This window comes from Actinomadura luzonensis (assembly GCF_022664455.2).
Classification (GTDB): domain Bacteria; phylum Actinomycetota; class Actinomycetes; order Streptosporangiales; family Streptosporangiaceae; genus Nonomuraea; species Nonomuraea luzonensis.
On record NZ_JAKRKC020000003.1, the window covers coordinates 49,820 to 70,283 of the forward strand.

Genomic DNA, 20,464 nt, shown 5'->3' on the forward strand with positions numbered 1-20,464 from the left:
GCTTTACTCCGGTGACCGGGTCTTGACCAGCCCCCGCGCGCGCTTCAGCACCAGCAGCGTCACCGCGTACAGGAAGAGCACCAGCAGCAGCCACAGCAGGCTCGTGGCGGGCAGCGCCACCAGCCCCAGCACGGACGCGAGCGGCGAGAGCGGCAGCAGCAGGCCGGCCGCCGCGAGCAGGCCCGTCGCCAGGCCCAGCGGCCGCGACACCCGCGCCACCGGGCGCAGCAGCACCAGGATGACGGCCTGGGTGAGCAGGTTCTCGACGAACCAGCCGGTGTGGAAGGCCGCCTGGTCGGCCGGGTCGCAGACGCGGGTCAGCACGGCGAAGGTGACCAGGTCGACGGCCGCGTTGAGCAGGCCGAAGCCCGCGATGAAGCGCAGCACCCGGTACGGGCGCAGCCGGAACGGGCGGCGCAGCACGGCCGGGTCGGCGCGTTCGAAGGCGAGGGCGAGCTGGGCCGCGTCGAAGCAGAGGTTCTGCGCCAGCACCTGGACCGGCAGCATCGGCAGGAACGGCAGCGCCAGCCCGGCGACCAGCATCGCGATCACGTTGCCCAGGTTGGAGGACAGGGCGATGCGGAGGTAGGTGGCGATGTTGCCGCTGCTGCGCCGGCCCGCGACGATTGCCTGCCCGATGGCCGACAGGTCCTTGCCGGCCAGCACGATGTCGGCGGCCTCCCGGGTGACGTCCACCGCGGCGCGCGGGCAGATGCCGACGTCGGCGGCCCGCATGGCGGGCAGGTCGTTGACGCCGTCGCCGAGGAAGCCGACCGTGTGCCCGGCCGCGCGCAGCGTGCGCACGACGCGGGCCTTGTGCTCGGGGGTGCAGCGGGCGATCACCGTCGCGCGTTCCGCGCCGGCGGCGGTCAGGCTCGCCGCGTCGGCCACCGCGCCCGACCCCGCGCCCGACCCCGCGCCCGACCCCGCGCCCGACCCCGCGCCCGACCCCGCGCCCGACCCCGCGCCCGACCCCGCGCCCAGCCCTGTGCCCAACCCCGCGCCCGGCCCTGTGCCCGGCCCCCCGCCCGCCTCTGGACCCGTGTGCGGGCCCACCTGCGGGCCCACCTCCAGGCCCAGCTCGCGGCAGACCCGGGCCGCGGTCTCCGGGTGGTCGCCGGTCAGCACCTTGACCTTGACGCCGCGCCGGGCCAGCACCGCGAGCGCGGCGGCGGCGTCCGGCGAGGGCTCGTCGGCCAGGGTGACGAAGCCGACGAGCGTCAGGCCCCGCTCGTCGTGGACGTCGGCGGCGGAGCGGCGGGCGCTGGTGCGGGCCACGGCCAGCACTCGCGCGCCCGCGCGGGCCAGCGCCTCGGCGGTCGCGGCGGCGCGCCGCCGCTCGCGCTCGCCCGCCGCGCACCGCTCCAGCACCGCCTCGACCGCGCCCTTGACCACGACCACCTGGGCCTCGCCGTCGCGGACCAGCGCGCGCGAGAGGCGGGTCAGCGGGTCGAACGGCACCGCGTCCAGTCCCTCGACCTCGCCCAGGTCGGGAGCGCCGGCCAGGATCGCCTCGTCGAGCGGGTCGGGGGCGGGCGGGTCGGCCAGGTGCAGCGTCCACAGGCCGTTGACGGCCGCCCAGCGCAGCGGCTCGGGGTCGGGCCGCCCGTCCGGGCCGACGGAGCCGCTGAGCACCGGGCGGTCACGGGTCAGGGTGCCGGTCTTGTCCATGCAGAGGACGTCGATCGCGCCCACGTCGGGCAGCGCCGGCAGCCGCCTGACGATCACGCCGCGGCGCGCCAGCAGCGCCGCGCCCCTGGCCAGCACGGTCGTGACGACGACGGGCAACATCTCCGGGGTCAGGCCGACCGCCACGGCCACCGCGAACGGCATCGCCTCCAGCCCCTTGCCGCGCAGCACGGCGTTGGCCACCAGGGCGATCGGCGGGATGATCAGCATGACCCGGACCAGCACCCAGGACAGCCCGTTGACCGACCGGTCGAAGGCGGACGGCGCCGCCCCGCCCCGCCGCCGCCCGGACGCCGCCCGCGCCAGCCGGCGCCGGCGGGACGCCTCAGACGGACGGGACGCCCAGGACGGACGGGACGCCGGCGGGCGGGACGCCTCCGGCGCGGCAGCGTAGGCGCCGGCGAAGCGGGTGGCCGCGCCCGTGGCCGTCACCACGGCGAGCGCGCTGCCCGAGGCCACGCTGCTGCCCTGCCACAGCAGGTGCTCGTCACCCTGCGGCAGGTCGAGCGCCCGCTTGGTCACCGGCGCGGACTCGCCGGTGAGCTGCGCCTGGTGCACGGTCAGGCCGTTGGCCCGCAGCAGCCGCGCGTCGGCGGGCACCAGGTCGCCGGGGCCCAGCTTGATCACGTCGCCGGGCACGAGCTGGTCGGCCGGGATCTCGCGCTCCTCCGGCTCGGCGTCCTTCGTCGCGCGCCGCCGGACGGTGGTCGTGGTGGCCACCATGCGCCGCAGCGCCGCGGTGGAGCGGTCGGCGCGGTACTCGCCGTTGGAGCGCAGCAGGCAGCTCACCGCGACGAGGGTGACGATGACGCCCGCCGTGCCCCAGGACGCGATCAGCGCGCTGACCACGCCCAGCCCGAGCAGCACCAGCGTGAACGGGTCGCGGAGGGCGCGGGCCAGCCGGCGCGGCCAGGTGGGCGGCCGCCGGGACGGGACGACGTTCTCGCCGTGGTCGAGCAGCCGGGCCTCGGCGTCGGCGGCCACGAGCCCGCGCGGGCCGGTCTCCAGCCGCCGCAGGACCCGGAGCGGAGTGTCGGCCGCCTCAGGCGCCCAGACCACGGGCGTGCTCCCCTGGCCCGCCCAGCCGCTCGGCGAGCCGGCCCACCAGGCCCTGGACCGTGGCCACGATGTCCTCGTCGTCGATGAGGTAGACGACCCTGCGGCCCTCGCGGCGCGAGCGGACCAGGCCCGCCAGTTTGAGCTTGGCGAGGTGCTGGCTGACCGCGGGCAGCGCCCCGCCCACCCGTTCGGCCAGCCCCGACACGTCGCACTCCCCCTGCGCCAGCGCCCACACGATGTGCAGCCGGGACGGCGAGGACAGCAGGCCGAACACGGCGGCGGCCTGGTCCAGCACGTCGGCCGGCGGATCAACGATCTCTCTGGCCGCCATCATCCACCCTCTCCTCCCGACCGTCGTCAAGTCTAGGCGGGCGGGGGCGGGCTGAGGGGGTGCGGGCGGCCGATCAGTGCTCGTCCGTCCCGGCGGCGCTCGCGCGCAGCCGGGCGGCCTGCTCCTCCAACCGCCGGGCCTGTTCCTCCAGCGAGAGCGCGGCGGACGGGCCCTGACCTGGGGCCTCGCTGTCGTCGTCGTCCAGCTTGGACGCCTCCGCTTTGAAGATCCGCATGGAACGGCCGATCGCGCGGGCGGTGTCAGGCAGCTTCTTCGCGCCGAAGAGCAGCATGAAGACCAGCGCGATGATGAGGACTTCCCCCCAACCGAGATCCGGCATGACCTGTCCTTTTCGAGCGGCGATGTCTCCACCCTGGAGCATAGTTGCTCGGATGCGCAAGTATGCTACTTCGGGGTCGCCGCAGGTGGCGCATGGCCAGCGCGGACAGGGCCGTCACCCAGGCGCGCGGCAGCCGCAGCCGGGCGCGGGCCATCAGGTCGGGACGTGCGGGGCCGGCGTCGGAGCGCTCGCGGCCAGTGCCCGCTCCCCCAGGGCCCGCGCCGCCCGCTGCAGATCCTGACATTTCACGATCCGGTAGGAGGCCGGGAGCGTGGCGAGCTGCTCGGCGTACCAGACGGGGTTGTTCGTGCTGCCGACCAGGCGCGTGGCGCCGCCGCCGAGAGGTTCGAGGCGGCCGAGCACGCGGGACAGGCATCGCCCGACGCGGTCGACGGGCGCGTCGATGACGACCTCCGTCTCGTGGTCCCAGCCGACGGCCAGGTGCTCCTCCAGCACGGCGACCGGGTCGAGCCCGGCCGGCGGCTCGAAGCGCGCGTCGAGGACGTCCACCTCGCGGACCCGGTCCACCCGGTAGGCGCGGCGCGCCCCGGACGTGTGGGACCAGCACAGCAGGTACCAGCGCCCGTGCCGGACGACCACCGCCCACGGGTCCACCTCGATCGTCCGCTCAGTGCCCGCCTCCGACCGGTAGCCGAGCCGCGCCCGGCGGCGCGCCGAGCACGCCTGGACCAGGGCCGTCGTGGTGCCGGGGTCCGGGCGCGCGGCGCCCCGGTCGGGGGCCGGCGCCGTGGTGCGCCGGACGGCCTCCGCCTGCGCGGCCACCGGCTCAGGCAGCGCGCGCATGATCTTGCCGAGCGCGCTGCCCACCGGGTCCTGCGCGTCGCCCGCGTCGTGGTGGCCGTCCAGCACGGCCATGACCAGGCCGAGCGCCTCGGCGGCGGTGAACGTCAGCGGCGGCAGCCGCAGCCCGCGCCCGAGCCGGTAGCCCCCGTACGGACCGCGCACCGCCTCGACCGGGATGCCGGCCTCGCGCAGGATGCCGACGTAGCGGCGGGCGGCCCGCTCGGAGACGCCCAGCTTGCCGGCCAGCCGTTCGGCAGTGATGCCGGGGTGGCCCTGGAGCAGGTCGAGGGTCTGCAGGGCCCGGGCCGTGGGGCTCGCGCCGGGCTCCATGGCACCTCCGTGTCCTATCCGGAAGCAGAACGTCCGGAAAGGAAATTAGCATGCGCCCCATGACGCATGCCGCCATCAGGGACGAGCAGGTGACCGTCCGGCCCGCCAACGAGGCCTCCTGGGCCGACCTCACCGCCGTGCTCGGCAGCGGCGACGCCGCCCGGTGCCGGTGCCAGCGGTTCAAGGTCACCGGGTGGATGTGGCGCGAGACGACCCTGGAGGAGCGCACCGCCAGGCTGCGTTCGCAGACCGCCTGCGGCGACCCGGCGGCCGAGGTCACGAGCGGGCTGGTGGCGTACGTGGACGGCGAGCCCGCCGGCTGGGCCGCCGTGGAGCCGCGCGTCGCCTACCCCAAGCTGCGCACGCTCCGCGTCCCGTGGCTCGGCCGGGACGAGGACAAGGACGACGACGGCGTGTGGGCGGTGACCTGCCTGGTCGTCCGCCGGGGCTTCCGCGGCCGGGGGCTCACCTACCACCTGGCCAGGGCCGCTCTCGGGCACGCCAGGGAGCGAGGCGCGCGGGCCGTCGAGGCGTACCCGATGGTCACCGAGCCGGGCAAGGTGATCACCTGGGGCGAGTTGCACGTGGGGGCGCGGCAGGCGTTCGAGGAGGCGGGGTTCGCCGAGGTCACCCGGCCGACCTTGCGGCGGGTGGTCATGCGGGCCGAATTCGGCCCGTCCGTTTAGGGCGCGGATCAGGGGCAGTGGCGGCGTCGAACGTGATGTGCGATCACGGTCGGTCTCTCCGGAAGAGGCGCGGCGGTTGTCACGAGCCGCCCGCGCCGGTCCCCCGGATGCTCACCAGCGGGCGATGAGCATCCGGGGGATTTTTCAAAGACCCGGCCAAGTGACCCGCGCCCGGCCCCGGGATGTGATTCACCTGATGGCCATGATCGATCAGTGGATTCTGCAGGACGAGCGGGAACTGGAGGCGCGCTGCGCCCGCTTCCGGGCGGCCAGGCTGGCGATGGAACGCGGCGAGGACCGGGACGCCGAGGACGAGCCAGGCCCGGCCCTCGCCGGGCGACCCGGGCAGCCGGGCTCCGCCGTCACAGGGCGATCCAGGTAGCGCGGCCGGCCGCGACGAGCGTGCCGTCGGGCTCGTGCACCGCCGACGTGGCGAACAGCTTGCGCCGCTCGACGCCCTCGTAGCGGGCGGTCACCACGTACGCCCGCCCCGGGAAGGCCGACCGGTGGACGCGCCCGGTCAGCCTCCCCAGCAGCGCCACGTCGCCCGGGCGCAGGTGCACCCAGGCGGACACGCAGTCCAGCGCGCCCCACACCTCGCAGGCCGGCAGCGGCTCCGCCGTCCCCTCGGGCACCCGCCAGAGGGCGGCGAAGACGCCGGGGACGCCGGTCGGCCCTGGGTGGATGCGCATCCCCTCGCGGAAGCCGCACACGTAGCAGCCGGGAAAGGGGTGGTCCACCAGCCCGGGGAAGGCCGCCCCCGCCGCGGCGGCCTCCTCCGGCGGTACGAACGGCGCGGGCTCGGGGTCCTCGGCCGCGGCCACGGCCTCCACCAGAAGCCGTCCGCCGCGGACGAAGCTCACCCCGGCCGGCGTGCGCTCGACGAGCACGTCCGCCTCCACCGGGGTGGGCGCCCGCAGCGTCACCTCCACCGAGCCCGCGCCGGGCAGGTATCCGGCGGCCAGGCCGGAGACGTAACCGCCGTTCACGACGCCGGGCGGCCCGCAGAACCGCTCCGCGACGCTGAGCGTGCGCGGGCGCGCGGGCGTCCGGCCGGCCTGCGGCCCCGGCGGTGTCTCCATGGCCCCTCCCCGGATGACGCGTCCCATCAGGGGCGTTCCATCCCGTTCCATCCGAGGGCCGCCACCCGACGGATCTGAGCCGCGATTCCTACCGGATCTCCCATACCAGCCGATTGTTCATCAGGACGGAACAGACCACCTGTAACATCGGCGCGGCGTCGCGGACGCCCGTACGATCCGGAAGGAACATCCCATGCACTCCCCCCTGTCGAGCCCGTTCGTCATGCCCGCGGTGAGGACCGCGTGAGCGAGCACACCCTGACGACCGAGCTCCAGGACCCGCACGCGAAGGACCCGCACGCGAAGGACCTGCCCGCGCCCGCCCCGGCCAGGACGCCGGAGGACGACGACGGCGGCGGCATCCTCGGCATCCTCGAACGCATCGGCTCCGTCGTGGTGCCGGTCGGCGTCGCGCTGTACGCCGTCCTGTACCTCGGCATGGAGCAGGTCTACTGGGTGTTCGGCATCAACCCGCAGCAGGCCGGCATCGACCAGTCCGTGCTGCTGGGCCGCCTGCTGGGCACGCTCATCCTGCTCCTGCTGAGCCTCATCCCGGCCCTCTGCGTGCTGGTCGGCCTGGGCTGGCTGATCGACCGGGCCACGCGGGGCGGGGCGGGCCGGCTGGTCGGACGGCTGCGCGAGCGGCCGTGGGTGGTCGCCGCGCTGGCCGCGCTGTGGTCGGGGGCGACCTACTGGGGCCTGTTCAACCTGGTCGCCGACCTCACCCTCGGGATCATGGTGGCCGTCGCCGTGGGGCTCGGCGTGCTCGCGTTCCTGGTGCCGTTCCGGCTGCTGCGCCGCCGGCGGGTGGGGCGGGCCGGGATGAAGGTGCTGGTCGCCGCGCTGACCGGGCTCGGGCTGGGCTTCGTGCTGATCCTGAGCCTGATCGAGGGCGCCGTCGAGGTGCGCGACACCGGCCAGGCCAGCGACCTGCTCGGCTACGTCGGCTTCCAGGACCAGTGGGCGGTGCTGCGCGACGCCGAGAACGACAAGCCCCTCTACGACGGCCGCTGGATGATGCTGCTCGGCGAGAGCGACGGCACCTACGTCTTCTACGACTGCGACAAGCAGGAGACCTTCCGCCGCCCGATGGAGACCACGAACCTCGGCGACCTCCGGCTCGACCCGGACCGCGAGCCCGGCTTCCGCTGCGGCACCCTGGCCGAGCCGGCCGGCTGACATCCTTGGACGAAAAGTCCAAGCGCTGTACAGTATGTCCATGAGCGCCGCCGAGCAGGACGCGATCCTCGCCGCCCTGACGCCCGTCGTGGACGGGATCGTGGCCACCCTGGGGTCGTTCTGCGAGGTCGTGGTGCACGACTTCCGCCGTCCCGAGCACTCCGTGGTGGCCATCGCGGGCACCGTGACCGGGCGCGGCGTCGGCGGGTCGATGAGCGAGATCGGCATGGGCCTGCTGGCCCGCGGCGACGAGGCCGCCGACGAGCTCAACTACGTCACCCGCACCCGCGACGGCAAGCTCGTCAAGTCCTCCACGATGGTCCTGCGCGACGGCTCGGGCGCCGTCTTCGGCGCGCTGTGCGTCAACCTCGACCTCACCGCCGTCTCCCAGGCCCACGCCCTCCTCGGCGAGCTGGCCGGGGTCGCCGTCCCGGCCCCGGCGGCACCGACGACGACGTTCGGCGACGACATCGACGCGGTGGTGGCCGCCGTCGTGGACGCCCACCAGCTCGAACAGCACAAGCCCTGGGCCGAGCTGAGCCGCCGCGAGCGCCTGGGGCTGTTCAGGAGCCTGGACGAGCGCGGCGTGTTCGCCGTGCGCCGGGCGGTGCCGCAGGTCGCCGCCCGGCTCGGCATCTCCCGCGCCTCCGCCTACAACTACCTGGCGCAGGCCCGCACCGCACCCGACGACGACGACCCGCAGGAGCAGCAGCCATGACGCACGCACTTCCGGTCACCCTGGACGACGTCCACGACGCCGCCGCCCGCATCAAGGGCGTCGCGCACCGCACGCCGGTCCTCCGGTCCCGCACGCTGGACGCTATGGCCGGCGCCGAGGTCTTCGTCAAGTGCGAGAACTTCCAGCGGATCGGCGCGTTCAAGTTCCGCGGCGCCTACAACGCGGTGTCGCGGCTGACGCCGGAGCAGCTCGCGCGGGGCATCGCGGCGTACTCGTCGGGCAACCACGCCCAGGCCGTCGCCCTGGCGGCGCGCGAGCTGGGCAGCAGCGCGGTGATCGTCATGCCGGAGGACAGCCCGCGCTCCAAGCGCGAGGCCACCGCCGGGTACGGCGCGGAGATCGTCACCTACGACCGCTACGCCGGCGACCGGGTGGCCATCGGCGAGGCGCTGGCGGCCGAGCGCGGCCTGACGCTGATCCCCCCGTACGAGCACCCGCACGTCATCGCCGGCCAGGGCACCGCGACGCTGGAGCTGATCGAGGAGGTCGGCGAGCTGGACGCGCTGGTCGTGCCCGTCGGGGGCGGCGGCCTGATCGCGGGCAGCGCGACGGCGGCGAAGGGGCTGCTGCCCGGCGTCCGGGTGATCGGGGTGGAGCCCGAGGCGGGCGACGACACCAAGCGCTCGCTGGCCGCCGGCGAGCGGGTGACGATCCCGGTGCCGCGCACGATCGCCGACGGGCAGGCCGCCGAGATCCCGGGCGAGCTGACGTTCTCCATCAACAGGCACCTGGTGGACGAGGTCGTCCTGGTCTCCGACGACGAGATCAGGCAGGCGATGCGGGTGGCGTTCGAGCGGATGAAGATGGTCGTCGAGCCGAGCGGCGCGACGCCGCTGGCGGCGCTGCTGGCGGGCCGCCTGGCGCCCCGGCCGCCGCGCCGCGTCGGCGTCATCGTCTCGGGCGGCAACGTGGACGTCCGCCGCTTCGCGGAGCTGCTCGCCTGACGCGCGACGTACGAATTGCCCTGGCGGCCGGGACGAAGGTCCCTACTCGGCGGCCCGGCGGCCACCCCAGGCTGGGAGGAGACGACCAGATCCGAGGTGATCGCGATGATGTGGTGGGGTTACGACCACATGAGCGGCTGGGGCTACCTGATCATGGGCCTGAGCACCGTCCTGTTCTGGGGCCTGGTGATCACGGCCATCGTGATGGCCGCCCGCTACGTCTCCAGGAACGCCCGCGCCGGCGCCCCTCCGCAGCAGAGCCCGGAGGACGTGCTGGCGCAGCGGTTCGCGCGCGGCGAGATCGACGCCGAGGAGTACCGGTCCCGCCTGGAGACGCTGCACGGGCGGCAAGGTCACGACGCCTACTAGGAGGCGGCCCCGAGTCGTCAAGGCGTGAGGGGGAAGTTGTCGCGGAAGACGTTCCCCGGGTCGTAGCGGCGTTTGAGCGCGCGCAGCCGGCTCAGCGTGGGCTCGGGGAAGGCGTCGAGGAGGCGTTCCGGGCGGGTGTCGGTCTCGAAGTTGAGGTAGAGGCCGGAGAAGTGGGGGCGCATCGCGTCCCAGAGCGGGTCGAGGCGGGCGCGGGCGGAGCCGAAGGCCGCGAGCGAGAAGTTCGCCGAGCGGCCCGCGTACGCGGTGGCGTCCCTGGGCACGTCCGCGACCGCGCCGCCCGCCGACCGGATGTGGAAGAAGTACGTCGCGCCGCTCCTGACCAGGCGGGCGGCGGCCTCGGCCAGCTCCGGCGTGAGGTGGTCGGCGAGCGCCGAGCGGCCGACCGGCTCGCCCTGGCCGTCGTGCGGGTGCGGCGGCACGTCCATGAGCGCCGCGTACGGCAGGATCTGGATGCGGTGGTCGAGCAGCGGCGCGACCTCGGCGATCGGGCGCAGGCGGGCCAGCACCGTCTCGGCGTCGCCGGCGTCCACCACGGTCATGACCTGGGCCATCAGCGGTTGCCCTGGGCGGGCGCCGCCGAGGATGAGCGCGCTGGTGACGTCGCGGGGCGCGGCCTCGACCGCGGCGCCCCACGCGTGCAGCAGCGCCGCCGGGTCGCTCGCGTCCATGACGAACTGGGCGAAGCCGACGTCTCCCACCTCGTCCACCTCGAACTCGAAGCTGGTGACGACGCCGAAGTTCGCCCCGGCGCCGCGCACGCCCCAGAACAGGTCGGCGTTCTCGTGCTCGTCGGCCCTGACTCGGCTGCCGTCGGCGAGAACCAGCTCGGCGGCGCGCAGGTGGTCGATGGTCAGGCCGTGCTCGCGCACCAGCCAGCCGATGCCCCCCGCCGTGGCCAGGCCGCCGACGCCGACGCCGCCGTGGTCGCCGGAGCTGAGCGCCCAGCCGTACGGGGCCAGCGCCGCCGCCACGTCGCTCCACCGGGCGCCCGGGCCCAGGCGGACCCGGCGGGTGGCCTTGTCGAGCACCTCGATGCCGTTGAGGCGGGAGACGTCCAGCACGATGCCGCCGTGGTTGGTGGACCGGCCGCTGATGCCGTGGCCGCCGCTGCGGATGCCCAGCTTGACCGGCTGCGTGCGGGCGAAGGCCAGCGCGTCGGCGACCTCGGCGGGCGTGCCGGGGCGCAGCACCAGGCCCGGGGAGCCGCCGCGCATGTACGTGGACCGGACGCGGGCGTAACCGGCGTCGCCCGGCTCGACGCGCTCCAGGTGGGCGGGGACGGCGTCGTAGTCGATGCCCCGGTGCCGGGCCGCCCTGACCTGCCGGCTCACCACGGGGGCCGCCGCGGTGCCGCGCGCGGCGCGTTCCCTCGCCACCGCCTCGCGGAGGGCGGGGACGGTCCGCTCGGCGAACTCGCGCAGGGCGGCGTCGGACGGGGCGTCCAGGACGAACGTGTCGATGCCCCGCTCCAGCGCCAGCCCCGCCAGCAGGCGCACCGGCCGCGCTGAGCGCGCGGGCAGGAGCACGATCCGCCGGATCTCGCGCGGATCGCGGCCGGCGGACGTGGCCGCCTCGTCGACGAGGGCCTGCGCGTGCTCCAGGGACGGCGCCTCGTCGAGGCCGGTCAGCCACCCGTCCGCCGTGGCCCCGGCCAGGCGCAGGACGCCGGGGTCCGCGCCGGCGACCCAGACGGGGACGTTGTGGGCGGGCGCCGGGCCCCGCTCGGCCGCGGGCACCTGGTGGTGCTCGCCCGCGAACCGCAACGGCGACCGCTCACCCGCCGCCCACATCCCGCGGACGACCGCGACGGCCTCGCCCAGCGCCGCCGCGGCCTCCCCGGGCGGCAGCCCCCTCGCGCCCTCCCGGGGATCCCACCGCCCGGCGGCGCGCAGCCCCAGCTCCAGCCGCCCGCCGGTGAGCAGGTCGAGGCTCGCGGCCGCCCGCGCGAGCACGGCGGGCGGCCGCGCGGCGGCGTCGAGCGGCCCGGCGGCGATCCCGATCCGGGAGGTCCGCGCCGCGACCCAGCTCAGCACCGTCCAGGCGTCCAGCCCCGCACCGCCGTCCCTCCCGGGAGCGTCCGCGTCCTCACCGGCGTCCCCTGAGGGTTCCTCGGCGACCAGGACGACGTCGAGCCCCAGCTCCTCGGCCAGCGCCGCCCGCGCCACGGCCTCCTCCCCGGCCGTGCCCGCCGCGACGCGCACCCCGAACCGCAACGGCTGCCCGTGGTCCATCGCTCACCTGCCCGCGCGCTCGGCGGCGACGAGCTCGCGCACCGCGGGCGCGACCTCCTGACCGAACGTCCGCAACGTCGCCGGGTCGTCGCCCATGACGATGTACGTGCTGACGCCGTACCGCAGGGAGACGGCGGCGAGCTGTTCGGCCCACTGCTCCGGCGTCCCGGACAGCAGCCGGTCGCTCGGCGGGCCGAACCGGCCGCCGACGTTGAGCATCCGGCGCACCGCCGACGGCTCCCGTCCCGCCGCCCGCGCCGCCTCGTCGATCGCCGCGTTGCCCTCGGCGAGCTGGTCGAGGCTCTGGAGGTACGACAGGGACGGCAGCCAGCCGTCCGCCTTGGCGCCGACCAGGCGGAGCATGCGCGGCTTGTACGCCCCCAGCCAGATGCCGACGTCGTGCGCCGGGGCGGGCCCGCGCTTGGCCCCGTTCACCTGGTAGTACGTGCCGTCCACCCGGAGCCGCTCCTTGTTGCCCGCGTCCCAGACGCCGCGGATCACCTCGATCGCCTCGCCGAGCGCGTCCACGGCCTGGGCCGGGGTGAGCCGGCGTCCGCCCATGGCCTCGATCGCGTCCCAGAACGCCCCCGCGCCCAGGCCCAGCTCGAACCGCCCGCCGCTGAGCAGGTCGAGACTGGCGGCGGCGCGGGCGAGCACGGCCGGCGGGCGCAGCGGCAGGTTCATGACGTTGGCCGAGAGGTGGACGCGTTCGGTGCGCGCGGCGGCGTACGTGAGCAGCGTCCAGGTGTCGAGGAAGGCCGGCTGGTACGGGTGGTCCTGGAAGGTGACGAGGTCGAGCCCCGCGTCCTCGGACACCCGGACGAGTTCCAGCACCTGCTCGGGCGCGGCGTTGGTGGGCGTGATGAACGACCCGAAGCGGAGGTCGTGGCCGTAGTCGGACATGTCGGCAGGGTCCCCTTGGGAGATGTGCGGCTCCGCAAACCGTATGTAGCGGAGATGTGTTGCCAAACCACACATCTTCCGGCGATATTCCCGCCGCCGGCCGCGCCCAGCCGCCGCTACCGCCTGCCGTCCCCCAGCACCTCGTCCACGACCTCGCACGGATCGGTGTCCGCGTGCACGTCGGCCACCCCGCACGCCACCCGCCGCAACATCCCCCGGAACGCCTCGCGCTCGTCCGGCGTGAGCGGGCGCAGCACGTGGTCCTCGACCTCCCGCACCCGCCGCTCCAGGTCGGCCAGCACGGCGACGCCGCGCTCAGTGGCGACGATCTTGCGCTGCCGCCGGTCCGCCGGGTTGAGCCGCCGCTCCACGAGCCCCGCCTCGACCAGGTCGTCGATGAGGTACGTCATCACCGTCCGGTCGATGCCGAGATGCGCGGCGAGGGCGAGCTGACTCGGCTGGTCGCCGTGCACGACGGTGGACAGCGTCTGGTAACCGCGCGGCCCGTGCGGCAGGTCGTCCAGGACCCGGGACAGCGAGCCGTGGAAGGCGCGCAGCAACACGCCGAGCGACCAGCCGAAGTCGCGCTCGCCGCCCTTCTCCTCCTCGACGCTGCTCATACCGGCAATATACCGACGACCCGCGGCCCCACCGCCGATCTACCTGCCCGACCTTCTGCCCGACCACCTTTCTCGCCTCTTCCCCCTCCCGCACCGCGCCGACTTGCGCTGGCGCCATTCTGGCATCATAGTGGCACCATGGATCTCAAGCCGTACGTCGACCGCCTCCGGCGCGATCTCGCGATCGCCGCCGAGGCCGGTGGTGACGACGCCCGCGCCCTGGCCGAGCGTCTCACCTCACCGCTCGAAGCCTCACTCCGGCTCGTCCTGCTGGAGGTGCTGTCGGCGGCGGCGGACGAGATCACCCGCGAGCTCGCCCCGGGCTCGGTCGAGGTGCGCCTGCGGCGCGGCGACCCCGACTTCGTCCTGACCCCGCCCCCGTCCGCCCTGGCCGACGCCGAGCCCCTCGGCCCCGCCACCACCGCCGCGCCCACCGGTGTGGCCGCCCCCGCCACGGGCGAGGCGGGCGGCACCGCCCGGATCAACCTCCGCCTCCCCGAGCACCTGAAGTCCCAGGTCGAGGAGGCCGCCCGCCAGGAGGGCCTGTCCGTCAACACCTGGCTCGTCCGGGCCCTGGCCGCCACCCTCGACGCCGGCCGGCGTCCCTCCGGGGGCCGCGCCACCACGCCCGGCAGCGCCGGCAGCCGCTACACCGGCTGGGTCGGCTGACCGCGCCGCCCACCGGCCACTCAACGAGGAGGCACCCATGCCGAGATTCGACACCCCAGGCCCCATCACCGTCCACCTCGACGTGCCCGGCGGCGAGGTGACGATCGTCGCGAGCGACCGTACGGACACGGTGGTCGACGTGCACCCGGGCGACGACGAGGAGGCGGTTTCGCTCCAGGTCGGCTACGCGGACGGCGAGCTGACCGTCACCGCCGCCGGCCCGCCGCAGCCGGCCGGGTCCGGCCTGTCGCGTCACCTCGGTTTCGACCCGGTCGCCGCGCTCCAGCCGCAGTCCTGGGGCAGGTCGCTGGGGGTGGCGTCGTGGGGCGTGCCCGGGCTGTCCCGCCTGTTCGGCGACGCCTGCGCGACGGCCCGCGTCCGCATCGAGCTGCCGTCCGGCTCCCACGTGCGGGGCGAGGCGACGGCGGGCGAGGTCCACTGCTCGGGCCGCCTGGGCGACTGCCGCCTGCGCACCGACCACGGCGACCTCACCCTCGGCACCGCCGCCGCCGTCGACCTCGCCACCGACAGCGGCGAGATCCTCCTCGACCGGGCCACCGGCCCGGCCACGATCACCACCAGCAGCGGTGAGGTCCGCGCCGGCACCCTCGACGGCCCGGCGACGATCCGCAACGACGACGGCGAGACCTACGTCGGCGAGGTCACCGGCGACCTGCGGCTGTCCGGCGTCAACGGCGACATGTACGTGACGCGCGCGCACGCCGGCGTCGAGGCCCAGAACGTGCACGGCGCCGTGCACGTCCTGGAGGTGACCCGCGGCTCCGTCACCCTGACCAGCGTCTCCGGCGACCTGGAGATCGGCGTCCGCGAAGGCACCGCCGCCTGGCTCGACGCCGCCACCGGGACGGGCACCCTGCACAACTCCCTGCGGTCCCAGGAGACCCCCGACTCCTTCGGCGAGCAGGTGCGGATCCACGCCCGCACCCAGGACGGCGACATCACCGTCACCCGGGCGTGACCCCGCCCTCAGCCGAGCAGGGGGTCAGGCGGGCCGGACCGGCTGGCGGAGGACGGTGCGCGGGGCCGGGTCGTCCAGCGGCGTCAGGTAGATCTCGTGGTGCGGCCCGTTCGGGACGAGCCCGCGCTCGGCCATGAACTCCTCCATCACCTTCAACGACAGGTGCTCCTCGCTGAACGGCCCTTCGTGCAGCAGCTCCACGCACTCGCCTTCGGTCACCGTCACCAGCCGCACCCGATCGACGGACGCGCCCGAGGCGCGGCTCAGCTCGCGGGCCCGCTCCACCGCCCCCGGCTCGCCCGGGCCGCCCGGCAGGGGCAGCAGCAGGTGCCACCGCCACTGCTCGCGCGGCACCTCCAGCCCATGCCGCTCGTCCTCCACCCACCACTGCCCCTCCAGCGGGCCGGTCCCGACGCCCATCGCGCCGGCCACGGTGAAGAGGGCGCGGACGGCCGCGAGGTGCTCGGTGCCGCCCGGTTCGCCCATGCCGGTGACGTTCAGGCAGGTGACGGGGCCGCAGGTGGTGATCGTGGGGGTCATGTCCGGTCCTCCAAGGGGATCATCAGGTGGGTGACGAGCCGGTCGGGCTCGGTGGTGGCGGGGTCCGAGACGTACACCTCGCGGAGCGGTCCGTGCAGCGGATGTCCCCGCTCGGCGCACCAGGCCAGCACGGCGTGCGCGGTGAGCGAGATCTGGTCGTACGGGCCGACGTGGGTCGCCGACGCGAACGTCCCGCCGGGCAGCGCCTCCAGGGCGAGGCCCGCCCGCTCCCAGGGCCGCGCCGGGTCGTCGCGGTCCACGGCGAGCGCGACGCGTACCGTGAAGGCGTCGCCCAGCTCGATCGGGAACAGCCCGATGAGCTCCGGCGGGCGGGCGGGAGGCAGCGCCCGCAGCACGCGGCCGACCGCGGCCGAGGTGGCGCGGGCCACGTCGGCGGGCCCGGCCGCGCTCTCGCGTTCCATCACCACCAGCCGGGCCGGTTCGGTGACGACCCGCACCGGCGTCGCGGGCAGCCCGTCGGCCATGACGCGCTCCAGCGTCGCCAGGGTCCGCCGCCGCCGGGCCAGCTCCGCCTCCAGCGCCTCGCGCACCCCGCCCAGGGCGTCGGGCGTGCCGCCGAGCACTTCGGCGATGACCGGCAGCGGGACGTCCAGCGAGCGCAGCAGCCCGATGGACAACGCCTGCCGGGCCTGCTCGCGCCGGTAGTAGCGGTAGCCGGAGGCGGCGTCCACGTACGCGGGGCGCAGCAGCCCCAGCTCGTCGTAGTGCCGCAACTGTTTCACGCTCAACCGGCTCAACCTGGCGAACTGCCCGATCGGCAGCAGATCTCCGTCCACGCGTCCAGCATGGGCTCTCCTACGGGGGGAGAGTCCAACCGCCGCACTGCCGCGGACGCGGGAAGACGAGCGACGATCAGGAGGACGTTTTATTTGCGTCATCGTCTCACCGGTTAGGCTGTGGCGCGTGGATCTGTTGAGCGATGTCGTCGCCCTCATGCGTACCGGGCAGCCGGTCTCCGCGCTCGTCACGTGGCGGGCCCCCTGGGGGGTGGCGGTTCCGGCGGAGCCGGGGTCGGCGGCGTTCCAGGTCGTGTTGCGCGGATCGTGCTGGCTCATCCCGCCGAGCGGGGAGCCCGTGCCGCTCAGCGTCGGCGACGTGGTGTTCCTGCCGCACGGTCACGGGTACGGGCTGGCCGACAGCCCCGGCACGCCCCTCGCGGCCGGGCCGTGCGAGCCCAGCGAAGGGGGCGCGCTGTTCTCCTCGACGACGAGCGGCGGCACGGGCGCCGAGACCGTCACCGTCCACGGCTCCTACCGCAAGGCGCCGGGCCGGGCGCATCCTCTTCTCGGCACGCTGCCCGAGGTCATCCACCTGCCGACGACGCTCGGCCGCCATCCCGAACTGCGGGCCGCCGTCGAGCTGCTCGGCAACGAGATCGCACAGCGCCGGCCGGGCGCCGACACCGTCGTCACGTCCCTGCTCGACATGCTGCAGCTCTACATCCTGCGCGCCTGGTTCGAGACGACGCCCGGCAAGTGCGAGCACACGGGGTGGGCGGTGGCGCTGTCCGACCCGGCGATCAGCCGGGCGCTCGACGCCGCGCACCGCGACCCGGCGCACCGGTGGACGGTCGCGGAGCTGGCCGGGGTCGCGGGGCTGTCGCGGGCCGCGTTCGCCCGCCGCTTCGCCGAGCTGGTGGGGCAGCCGCCGCTGGCGTACCTGACCTGGTGGCGGCTGGCCACGGCGGCGCGGCTGCTGCGGGAGTCGGACGCGCCGGTGTCGGCGGTGGCGGCGCAGGTGGGGTACGGGTCGGAGTTCGCGTTCGGGACCGCCTTCAAGCGGGAGTTCGGCATCGCGCCCGGAAGGTACCAGCGGCAGGCGTGCGAAGAGGTCAAGGCGGAGCAGACGGGCGTACGGCTCGGCGCGTGAGGCGTGGTCGTCGCCTGAGTCCTGACGGTTGAGACCGCTTTCCACCGAAAGGTTTTCGTGGGGTAGTTGGGGCACAAGGTGATGGACTGCCCCACAATGGGGGAATGGCATACCCTCCTCAGCCTTCGCAGCCCCACCAGCCGGGACAGTGGGGCCCGCAGGCACAGGGGCCCGGCCAGCCGTCCCCGCAGGGCCAGGAGCCGGCACCCGACTCCGCGACCGGCCCGCAGCGCCCTGGGTACGGCGGTCAGCCGCCGCAGGCCCAGCAGGGGTATGTGCCCACGGCTGAGGCTTACGCACCGTCCGCCCAGGGCTACGGGTACGGGGCGGCGTCGGCGGCACACGGGACACCCGGCGGCCCGGGACCGGGCCAGGGGTACGGGGTGCCGCAGGGGCAGCAGGCGTACGCGGGCGCGCCGGCTCAGCAGGGGTACGCGGGCGCGCCAGGAGGCCACCCGGGGCCGGGGCCGGGGTCGGGAGGCCAGCCGGGATACGGCACACCGCCCGGTCAGGGCACTCCCGCACAGAGCCCCTTCCCCGCGCCGACCCCCGCCTACGCACAGGGAACCGCCTTGGGACAGGGCGCCGCACCGGTGCCGGGCGGCACCCCCGCCGCCCAGGGCAACGCCCCCGGACAGGGCGGGGTTCCCACACCAGGCGGGGCTCCGGGACAGGGCAGCACCCCCGCAGGAGGCAATGCCTTCGGAATGGGCGGGGCTCCCACACCTGGCGGCGCTCCCGCGCACGGCGGCGCTCTGGCACCGGGCGGGACTCCCGCACACGGCTTTCCCGCAGGACAGGGCTTCCCCGGCACCGTCGGGCAGGGCGCACCCGCAGGACCAGCCGCCTCCGTGGGTTACGGGCAGCCCGGAGTGCAAGGCATGCCAGGGACCCAAGGCGCGCCGGGGATGCCAGGCGGGCCCGGGGCGCAGGGCGTCCCCGGGGCACAAGGCGTGCCTGGGCAGCAGGCCGGGCCCGGGCCGCAAGCTGTGCCCGACCCGTACGCACAAGGCACCCCCGCCCCGTACGGGCAGACCACCGCGAACCCGTACGGCCAGAACCCCGCCCACCCGTACGGACAAAGCACCCCCAATCCCTACGCCCCAGGCGGCGCACCCCCGTACACCCCGAACCCCTACAACCAGGCCGGACCGCCCCCGTACGGCCAGCCGCCCAAGCAGCGCAACAACGGCCTGATCATCGGCCTCTGCATCGCCCTGGGCGTGCTCCTCCTCGGCGGCGGCACCATCGGCACGATCGTCTACGTCAACAACTCGGACAAGAGCGGCACCACCACGGCCGCCCTCTCCAGCCCCACCCCGACCACGCTCCCCTCGCAGTCCCAGTCCCAGTCGGCGGCGCCGTCGGCGGAGCCGTCGCAGTCCGCGACCACCGACCCGGACCCGACGCCCTCCTCCACCGCTTCCGCGCCGTCCTCGGCCGACGCCCCGCTGCGGCACGACGAGTTCAACGACTGGAACTTCAGCCTGGGCAGCGTCAAGTTCTCCGCCGACAAGGTCGCGGGCTGGACGTACGACGACTGCGACGCCGTGGACGGCGAGGGCGTGCTGGCCAAGTACCACTGCAAGAACGCGGTCCAGCTCGCCTACTCCTCCTACAGCGGCCACCTCAAGGCGGTGCAGCTCATCATGGCCTTCCCGAGCAACTCCGAGGCCAAGAACGCCGCCAACCGCCTCCAGAAGCTCACCTCGGACGCCGTGAAGTGGCGGACGGACAAGACCCACAAGAGCTACGCGTACGGCAAGATCCTGTCGGGCTCGGTCCTGAAGTACGTGCTGGTCACGATCGTCACCGCGGACAACTCGGCCAAGTCCAAGGCCACGAAGTTCCAGGCGTACCTGCAGACCGACCACGCCCAGTACTTCCTCGACCGCGGCCACGCCCTCACGAGCTGACGCCCCGCACCGCGCCCTCCGCGCGGCGGCGGAAGCGGCCGGGCGCGGTGCCGTACGCCTTCTTGAAGGCGGCGCCGAAGGCGTACTCGGAGGCGTAGCCGACGCGCGCGGCGATCTCGGCCAGGCCGGCGTCGGACTCGCGCAGCAGCCGCGCCGCCGTGGTCATGCGCCACCAGGTCAGGTACGCCAGCGGCGGCCGCCCGACCAGCGCGGTGAACCGGGCGGCGAAGGCGGCCCGGGACAGCCCGGCCGCCCGTCCCAGCGACTCGACCGTCCAGGGCCGCGCGGGGTCGCGGTGGAGGACGTGCAGGGCGGCGCTGATCGCGGGATCGGCCAGCGCCGCGGCCCACCCGGTGACCTCGCCCGCCGCGCACCGCTCGTCCAGCCAGGCCCGCAGGATGAACAGCAGGAGCGTGTCGAGCAGGGCGGGGACGACGACGTCCACGCCGGCCCGGGGGCTCTCGATCTCGCGGCGCAGGAGCGCGACGGCCTCGCGCAGCCCCACGCCGCCGTCCCCGACGTCACCACCCGAGCCGCCCGAGCCGCCCGAGCCGCCCGAGCCGCCCGAGCCACCGTCCCCACCGCCGCCGCCCGAGCCGCTGCCGGAGCCGCCGCCCGAACCGCTGCCGTCCCCGGCACCCCCGCCGGGGCCGCCGCCCGAGCCGCCGCCACCACCCGCGGCGGTGGGTTGTTGTGCGGGCAGGTGGATGAGGGCGGGCAGGTCCCGCAGGATGGGGTGGGCGCGCTGCGGGTCGAGCCGGTAGCCACCGCACAACGTCACGGTCCCCGCCACCGCGACCGGCCCCCGCCCCACCGCGTCCGTCGTGAAGAGCTCCAGATCGTCGGCGAACGGATCGCACGCCACGACGTCGAGGGGCGTGCGGGGCGAGTCCGCCAGCCCGTACGGATCACCGTGCGGGAAGAAGACCACGTCACCGGCGGACAGCGCGACGGGCGGCCCCGGGTCGCCCTCCGGCGGGATGAGCCAGCACGAGCCCCGCAGGATCACCTGGAACCCGGCCGCCCCGGGCGCGGCCGGGAAGCGCCGCCCCCACGTGCCGTGCCACTCGACGCGGGCCGCGTTCGGCCGCCCGGTCCGCATGATGGAGATCACGTCGCTGAGCACGTCCATGCGGGTCACCC

The 20,464-nt window shown here is 75.2% G+C and carries 21 protein-coding genes; 10 read left to right on the forward strand and 11 right to left on the reverse strand.

From position 1 onward, the window contains the following. Positions 1 to 3: 3 nt before the first annotated feature. From MF672_RS51155 to MF672_RS45285, 4 genes are all read right to left on the reverse strand, one after another. Positions 4 to 2,748: an HAD-IC family P-type ATPase gene (locus MF672_RS51155; protein ID WP_254723828.1), complete on the reverse strand. Its 2,745-nt coding sequence runs from the start codon at positions 2,746 to 2,748 to the stop codon at positions 4 to 6. Continuing rightward, a complete protein-coding gene (locus MF672_RS45275) occupies positions 2,732 to 3,082 on the reverse strand; it encodes an ArsR/SmtB family transcription factor (protein WP_242382082.1) in 351 nt (116 codons plus the stop codon). The genes MF672_RS51155 and MF672_RS45275 overlap by 17 nt, the downstream gene beginning before the upstream one ends. A 70-nt stretch (positions 3,083 to 3,152) precedes the next feature. Continuing rightward, the gene (tatA, locus tag MF672_RS45280) at positions 3,153 to 3,419 is read right to left on the reverse strand and encodes a Sec-independent protein translocase subunit TatA (RefSeq protein WP_242382081.1); all 267 of its coding nucleotides are present in this window, start codon (positions 3,417 to 3,419) and stop codon (positions 3,153 to 3,155) included. Between the two features lie 153 nt (positions 3,420 to 3,572). Then, positions 3,573 to 4,553: a helix-turn-helix transcriptional regulator gene (locus tag MF672_RS45285; RefSeq protein ID WP_242382080.1), complete on the reverse strand. Its 981-nt coding sequence runs from the start codon at positions 4,551 to 4,553 to the stop codon at positions 3,573 to 3,575. A 59-nt stretch (positions 4,554 to 4,612) separates the two neighbouring features. Between MF672_RS45285 and MF672_RS45290 the strand changes: the two genes are divergently transcribed. Together MF672_RS45290 and MF672_RS45295 are read left to right on the forward strand one after the other, a co-directional pair. Continuing rightward, on the forward strand, positions 4,613 to 5,239 hold the full coding sequence (locus MF672_RS45290; protein ID WP_242382079.1) for a GNAT family N-acetyltransferase: 627 nt from the start codon (positions 4,613 to 4,615) through the stop codon (positions 5,237 to 5,239). Between the two features lie 196 nt (positions 5,240 to 5,435). Continuing rightward, a complete protein-coding gene (locus MF672_RS45295) occupies positions 5,436 to 5,621 on the forward strand; it encodes a hypothetical protein (RefSeq protein ID WP_242382078.1) in 186 nt (61 codons plus the stop codon). On the opposite strand, the gene MF672_RS45300 is transcribed toward MF672_RS45295, so the two are convergent. Then, positions 5,602 to 6,321 (reverse strand): hotdog fold domain-containing protein, encoded by a 720-nt coding sequence (locus tag MF672_RS45300; RefSeq protein ID WP_242382077.1) that lies wholly within the window; start codon positions 6,319 to 6,321, stop codon positions 5,602 to 5,604. The two genes, MF672_RS45295 and MF672_RS45300, sit on opposite strands and share 20 nt — an antisense overlap. A 243-nt stretch (positions 6,322 to 6,564) precedes the next feature. On the opposite strand from MF672_RS45300, the gene MF672_RS45305 reads away from it, so the two are divergent. The 4 genes from MF672_RS45305 to MF672_RS45320 all read left to right on the forward strand — a co-directional run bounded on the left by MF672_RS45305 (position 6,565) and on the right by MF672_RS45320 (position 9,552). After that, complete coding sequence (locus MF672_RS45305; protein WP_247815779.1) at positions 6,565 to 7,500, forward strand: hypothetical protein; 936 nt, start codon at positions 6,565 to 6,567, stop codon at positions 7,498 to 7,500. A 40-nt stretch (positions 7,501 to 7,540) separates the two neighbouring features. After that, positions 7,541 to 8,218, forward strand: coding sequence for a helix-turn-helix transcriptional regulator (locus MF672_RS45310; protein ID WP_242382075.1), 678 nt, complete (start codon positions 7,541 to 7,543; stop codon positions 8,216 to 8,218). Beyond that, entirely contained in the window at positions 8,215 to 9,183 is a 969-nt protein-coding gene (locus MF672_RS45315) for a threo-3-hydroxy-L-aspartate ammonia-lyase (RefSeq protein WP_242382074.1), read from the forward strand. The genes MF672_RS45310 and MF672_RS45315 overlap by 4 nt, the downstream gene beginning before the upstream one ends. 105 nt (positions 9,184 to 9,288) lie before the next feature. After that, on the forward strand, positions 9,289 to 9,552 hold the full coding sequence (locus MF672_RS45320) for an SHOCT domain-containing protein (RefSeq protein ID WP_242382073.1): 264 nt from the start codon (positions 9,289 to 9,291) through the stop codon (positions 9,550 to 9,552). A 17-nt stretch (positions 9,553 to 9,569) separates the two neighbouring features. On the opposite strand, the gene MF672_RS45325 is transcribed toward MF672_RS45320, so the two are convergent. The 3 genes from MF672_RS45325 to MF672_RS45335 all read right to left on the reverse strand — a co-directional run bounded on the left by MF672_RS45325 (position 9,570) and on the right by MF672_RS45335 (position 13,327). Beyond that, positions 9,570 to 11,804, reverse strand: coding sequence for an LLM class flavin-dependent oxidoreductase (locus MF672_RS45325; protein WP_242382072.1), 2,235 nt, complete (start codon positions 11,802 to 11,804; stop codon positions 9,570 to 9,572). A 3-nt stretch (positions 11,805 to 11,807) separates the two neighbouring features. Further along, entirely contained in the window at positions 11,808 to 12,707 is a 900-nt protein-coding gene (locus MF672_RS45330; RefSeq protein WP_242382071.1) for an LLM class flavin-dependent oxidoreductase, read from the reverse strand. A gap of 116 nt (positions 12,708 to 12,823) precedes the next feature. Next, positions 12,824 to 13,327 carry a MarR family winged helix-turn-helix transcriptional regulator gene (locus MF672_RS45335; RefSeq protein WP_242382070.1) on the reverse strand — a complete coding sequence of 168 codons (504 nt, stop codon included), beginning with the start codon at positions 13,325 to 13,327 and terminating at the stop codon, positions 12,824 to 12,826. A 138-nt stretch (positions 13,328 to 13,465) separates the two neighbouring features. Here MF672_RS45335 and MF672_RS45340 point away from each other — a divergent pair, with 138 nt between their 5' ends. Continuing rightward, on the forward strand, positions 13,466 to 13,996 hold the full coding sequence (locus MF672_RS45340) for a toxin-antitoxin system HicB family antitoxin (RefSeq protein WP_242382069.1): 531 nt from the start codon (positions 13,466 to 13,468) through the stop codon (positions 13,994 to 13,996). Between the two features lie 37 nt (positions 13,997 to 14,033). Then, positions 14,034 to 14,975 (forward strand): DUF4097 family beta strand repeat-containing protein, encoded by a 942-nt coding sequence (locus MF672_RS45345; protein WP_242382068.1) that lies wholly within the window; start codon positions 14,034 to 14,036, stop codon positions 14,973 to 14,975. A 24-nt stretch (positions 14,976 to 14,999) separates the two neighbouring features. Here the strand turns inward: MF672_RS45345 and MF672_RS45350 are convergent, their stop codons facing one another. Further along, positions 15,000 to 15,515, reverse strand: coding sequence for a hypothetical protein (locus MF672_RS45350; RefSeq protein WP_242382067.1), 516 nt, complete (start codon positions 15,513 to 15,515; stop codon positions 15,000 to 15,002). Beyond that, positions 15,512 to 16,312 (reverse strand): MerR family transcriptional regulator, encoded by an 801-nt coding sequence (locus MF672_RS45355; RefSeq protein WP_242382066.1) that lies wholly within the window; start codon positions 16,310 to 16,312, stop codon positions 15,512 to 15,514. Before MF672_RS45355 ends, MF672_RS45350 begins: the two co-directional genes overlap by 4 nt. A gap of 127 nt (positions 16,313 to 16,439) precedes the next feature. Between MF672_RS45355 and MF672_RS45360 the strand changes: the two genes are divergently transcribed. Next, positions 16,440 to 17,405, forward strand: coding sequence for an AraC family transcriptional regulator (locus MF672_RS45360; protein ID WP_242382065.1), 966 nt, complete (start codon positions 16,440 to 16,442; stop codon positions 17,403 to 17,405). Positions 17,406 to 18,313: 908 nt separating this feature from the next. Beyond that, complete coding sequence (locus tag MF672_RS45365; RefSeq protein WP_242382084.1) at positions 18,314 to 19,321, forward strand: hypothetical protein; 1,008 nt, start codon at positions 18,314 to 18,316, stop codon at positions 19,319 to 19,321. On the opposite strand, the gene MF672_RS45370 is transcribed toward MF672_RS45365, so the two are convergent. Beyond that, a complete protein-coding gene (locus MF672_RS45370) occupies positions 19,311 to 20,453 on the reverse strand; it encodes an AraC family transcriptional regulator (RefSeq protein ID WP_247815780.1) in 1,143 nt (380 codons plus the stop codon). The genes MF672_RS45365 and MF672_RS45370 overlap by 11 nt on opposite strands. Positions 20,454 to 20,464: the final 11 nt, after the last annotated feature.

Bases quoted from the DNA above. Each gene is read 5' to 3' on its own strand.
- MF672_RS45275 (WP_242382082.1), bottom strand. From the start codon at position 3,082: ATGATGGCGGCCAGAGAGATCGTTGATCCGCCGGCCGACGTGCTGGAC.
- tatA (WP_242382081.1), bottom strand. From the start codon at position 3,419: ATGCCGGATCTCGGTTGGGGGGAAGTCCTCATCATCGCGCTGGTCTTC.
- MF672_RS45285 (WP_242382080.1), bottom strand. From the start codon at position 4,553: ATGGAGCCCGGCGCGAGCCCCACGGCCCGGGCCCTGCAGACCCTCGAC.
- MF672_RS45290 (WP_242382079.1), top strand. From the start codon at position 4,613: ATGACGCATGCCGCCATCAGGGACGAGCAGGTGACCGTCCGGCCCGCC.
- MF672_RS45295 (WP_242382078.1), top strand. From the start codon at position 5,436: ATGGCCATGATCGATCAGTGGATTCTGCAGGACGAGCGGGAACTGGAG.
- MF672_RS45300 (WP_242382077.1), bottom strand. From the start codon at position 6,321: ATGGAGACACCGCCGGGGCCGCAGGCCGGCCGGACGCCCGCGCGCCCG.
- MF672_RS45310 (WP_242382075.1), top strand. From the start codon at position 7,541: ATGAGCGCCGCCGAGCAGGACGCGATCCTCGCCGCCCTGACGCCCGTC.
- MF672_RS45315 (WP_242382074.1), top strand. From the start codon at position 8,215: ATGACGCACGCACTTCCGGTCACCCTGGACGACGTCCACGACGCCGCC.
- MF672_RS45320 (WP_242382073.1), top strand. From the start codon at position 9,289: ATGATGTGGTGGGGTTACGACCACATGAGCGGCTGGGGCTACCTGATC.
- MF672_RS45325 (WP_242382072.1), bottom strand. From the start codon at position 11,804: ATGGACCACGGGCAGCCGTTGCGGTTCGGGGTGCGCGTCGCGGCGGGC.
- MF672_RS45330 (WP_242382071.1), bottom strand. From the start codon at position 12,707: ATGTCCGACTACGGCCACGACCTCCGCTTCGGGTCGTTCATCACGCCC.
- MF672_RS45335 (WP_242382070.1), bottom strand. From the start codon at position 13,327: ATGAGCAGCGTCGAGGAGGAGAAGGGCGGCGAGCGCGACTTCGGCTGG.
- MF672_RS45340 (WP_242382069.1), top strand. From the start codon at position 13,466: ATGGATCTCAAGCCGTACGTCGACCGCCTCCGGCGCGATCTCGCGATC.
- MF672_RS45345 (WP_242382068.1), top strand. From the start codon at position 14,034: ATGCCGAGATTCGACACCCCAGGCCCCATCACCGTCCACCTCGACGTG.
- MF672_RS45350 (WP_242382067.1), bottom strand. From the start codon at position 15,515: ATGACCCCCACGATCACCACCTGCGGCCCCGTCACCTGCCTGAACGTC.
- MF672_RS45365 (WP_242382084.1), top strand. From the start codon at position 18,314: ATGCCAGGCGGGCCCGGGGCGCAGGGCGTCCCCGGGGCACAAGGCGTG.
- MF672_RS45370 (WP_247815780.1), bottom strand. From the start codon at position 20,453: ATGGACGTGCTCAGCGACGTGATCTCCATCATGCGGACCGGGCGGCCG.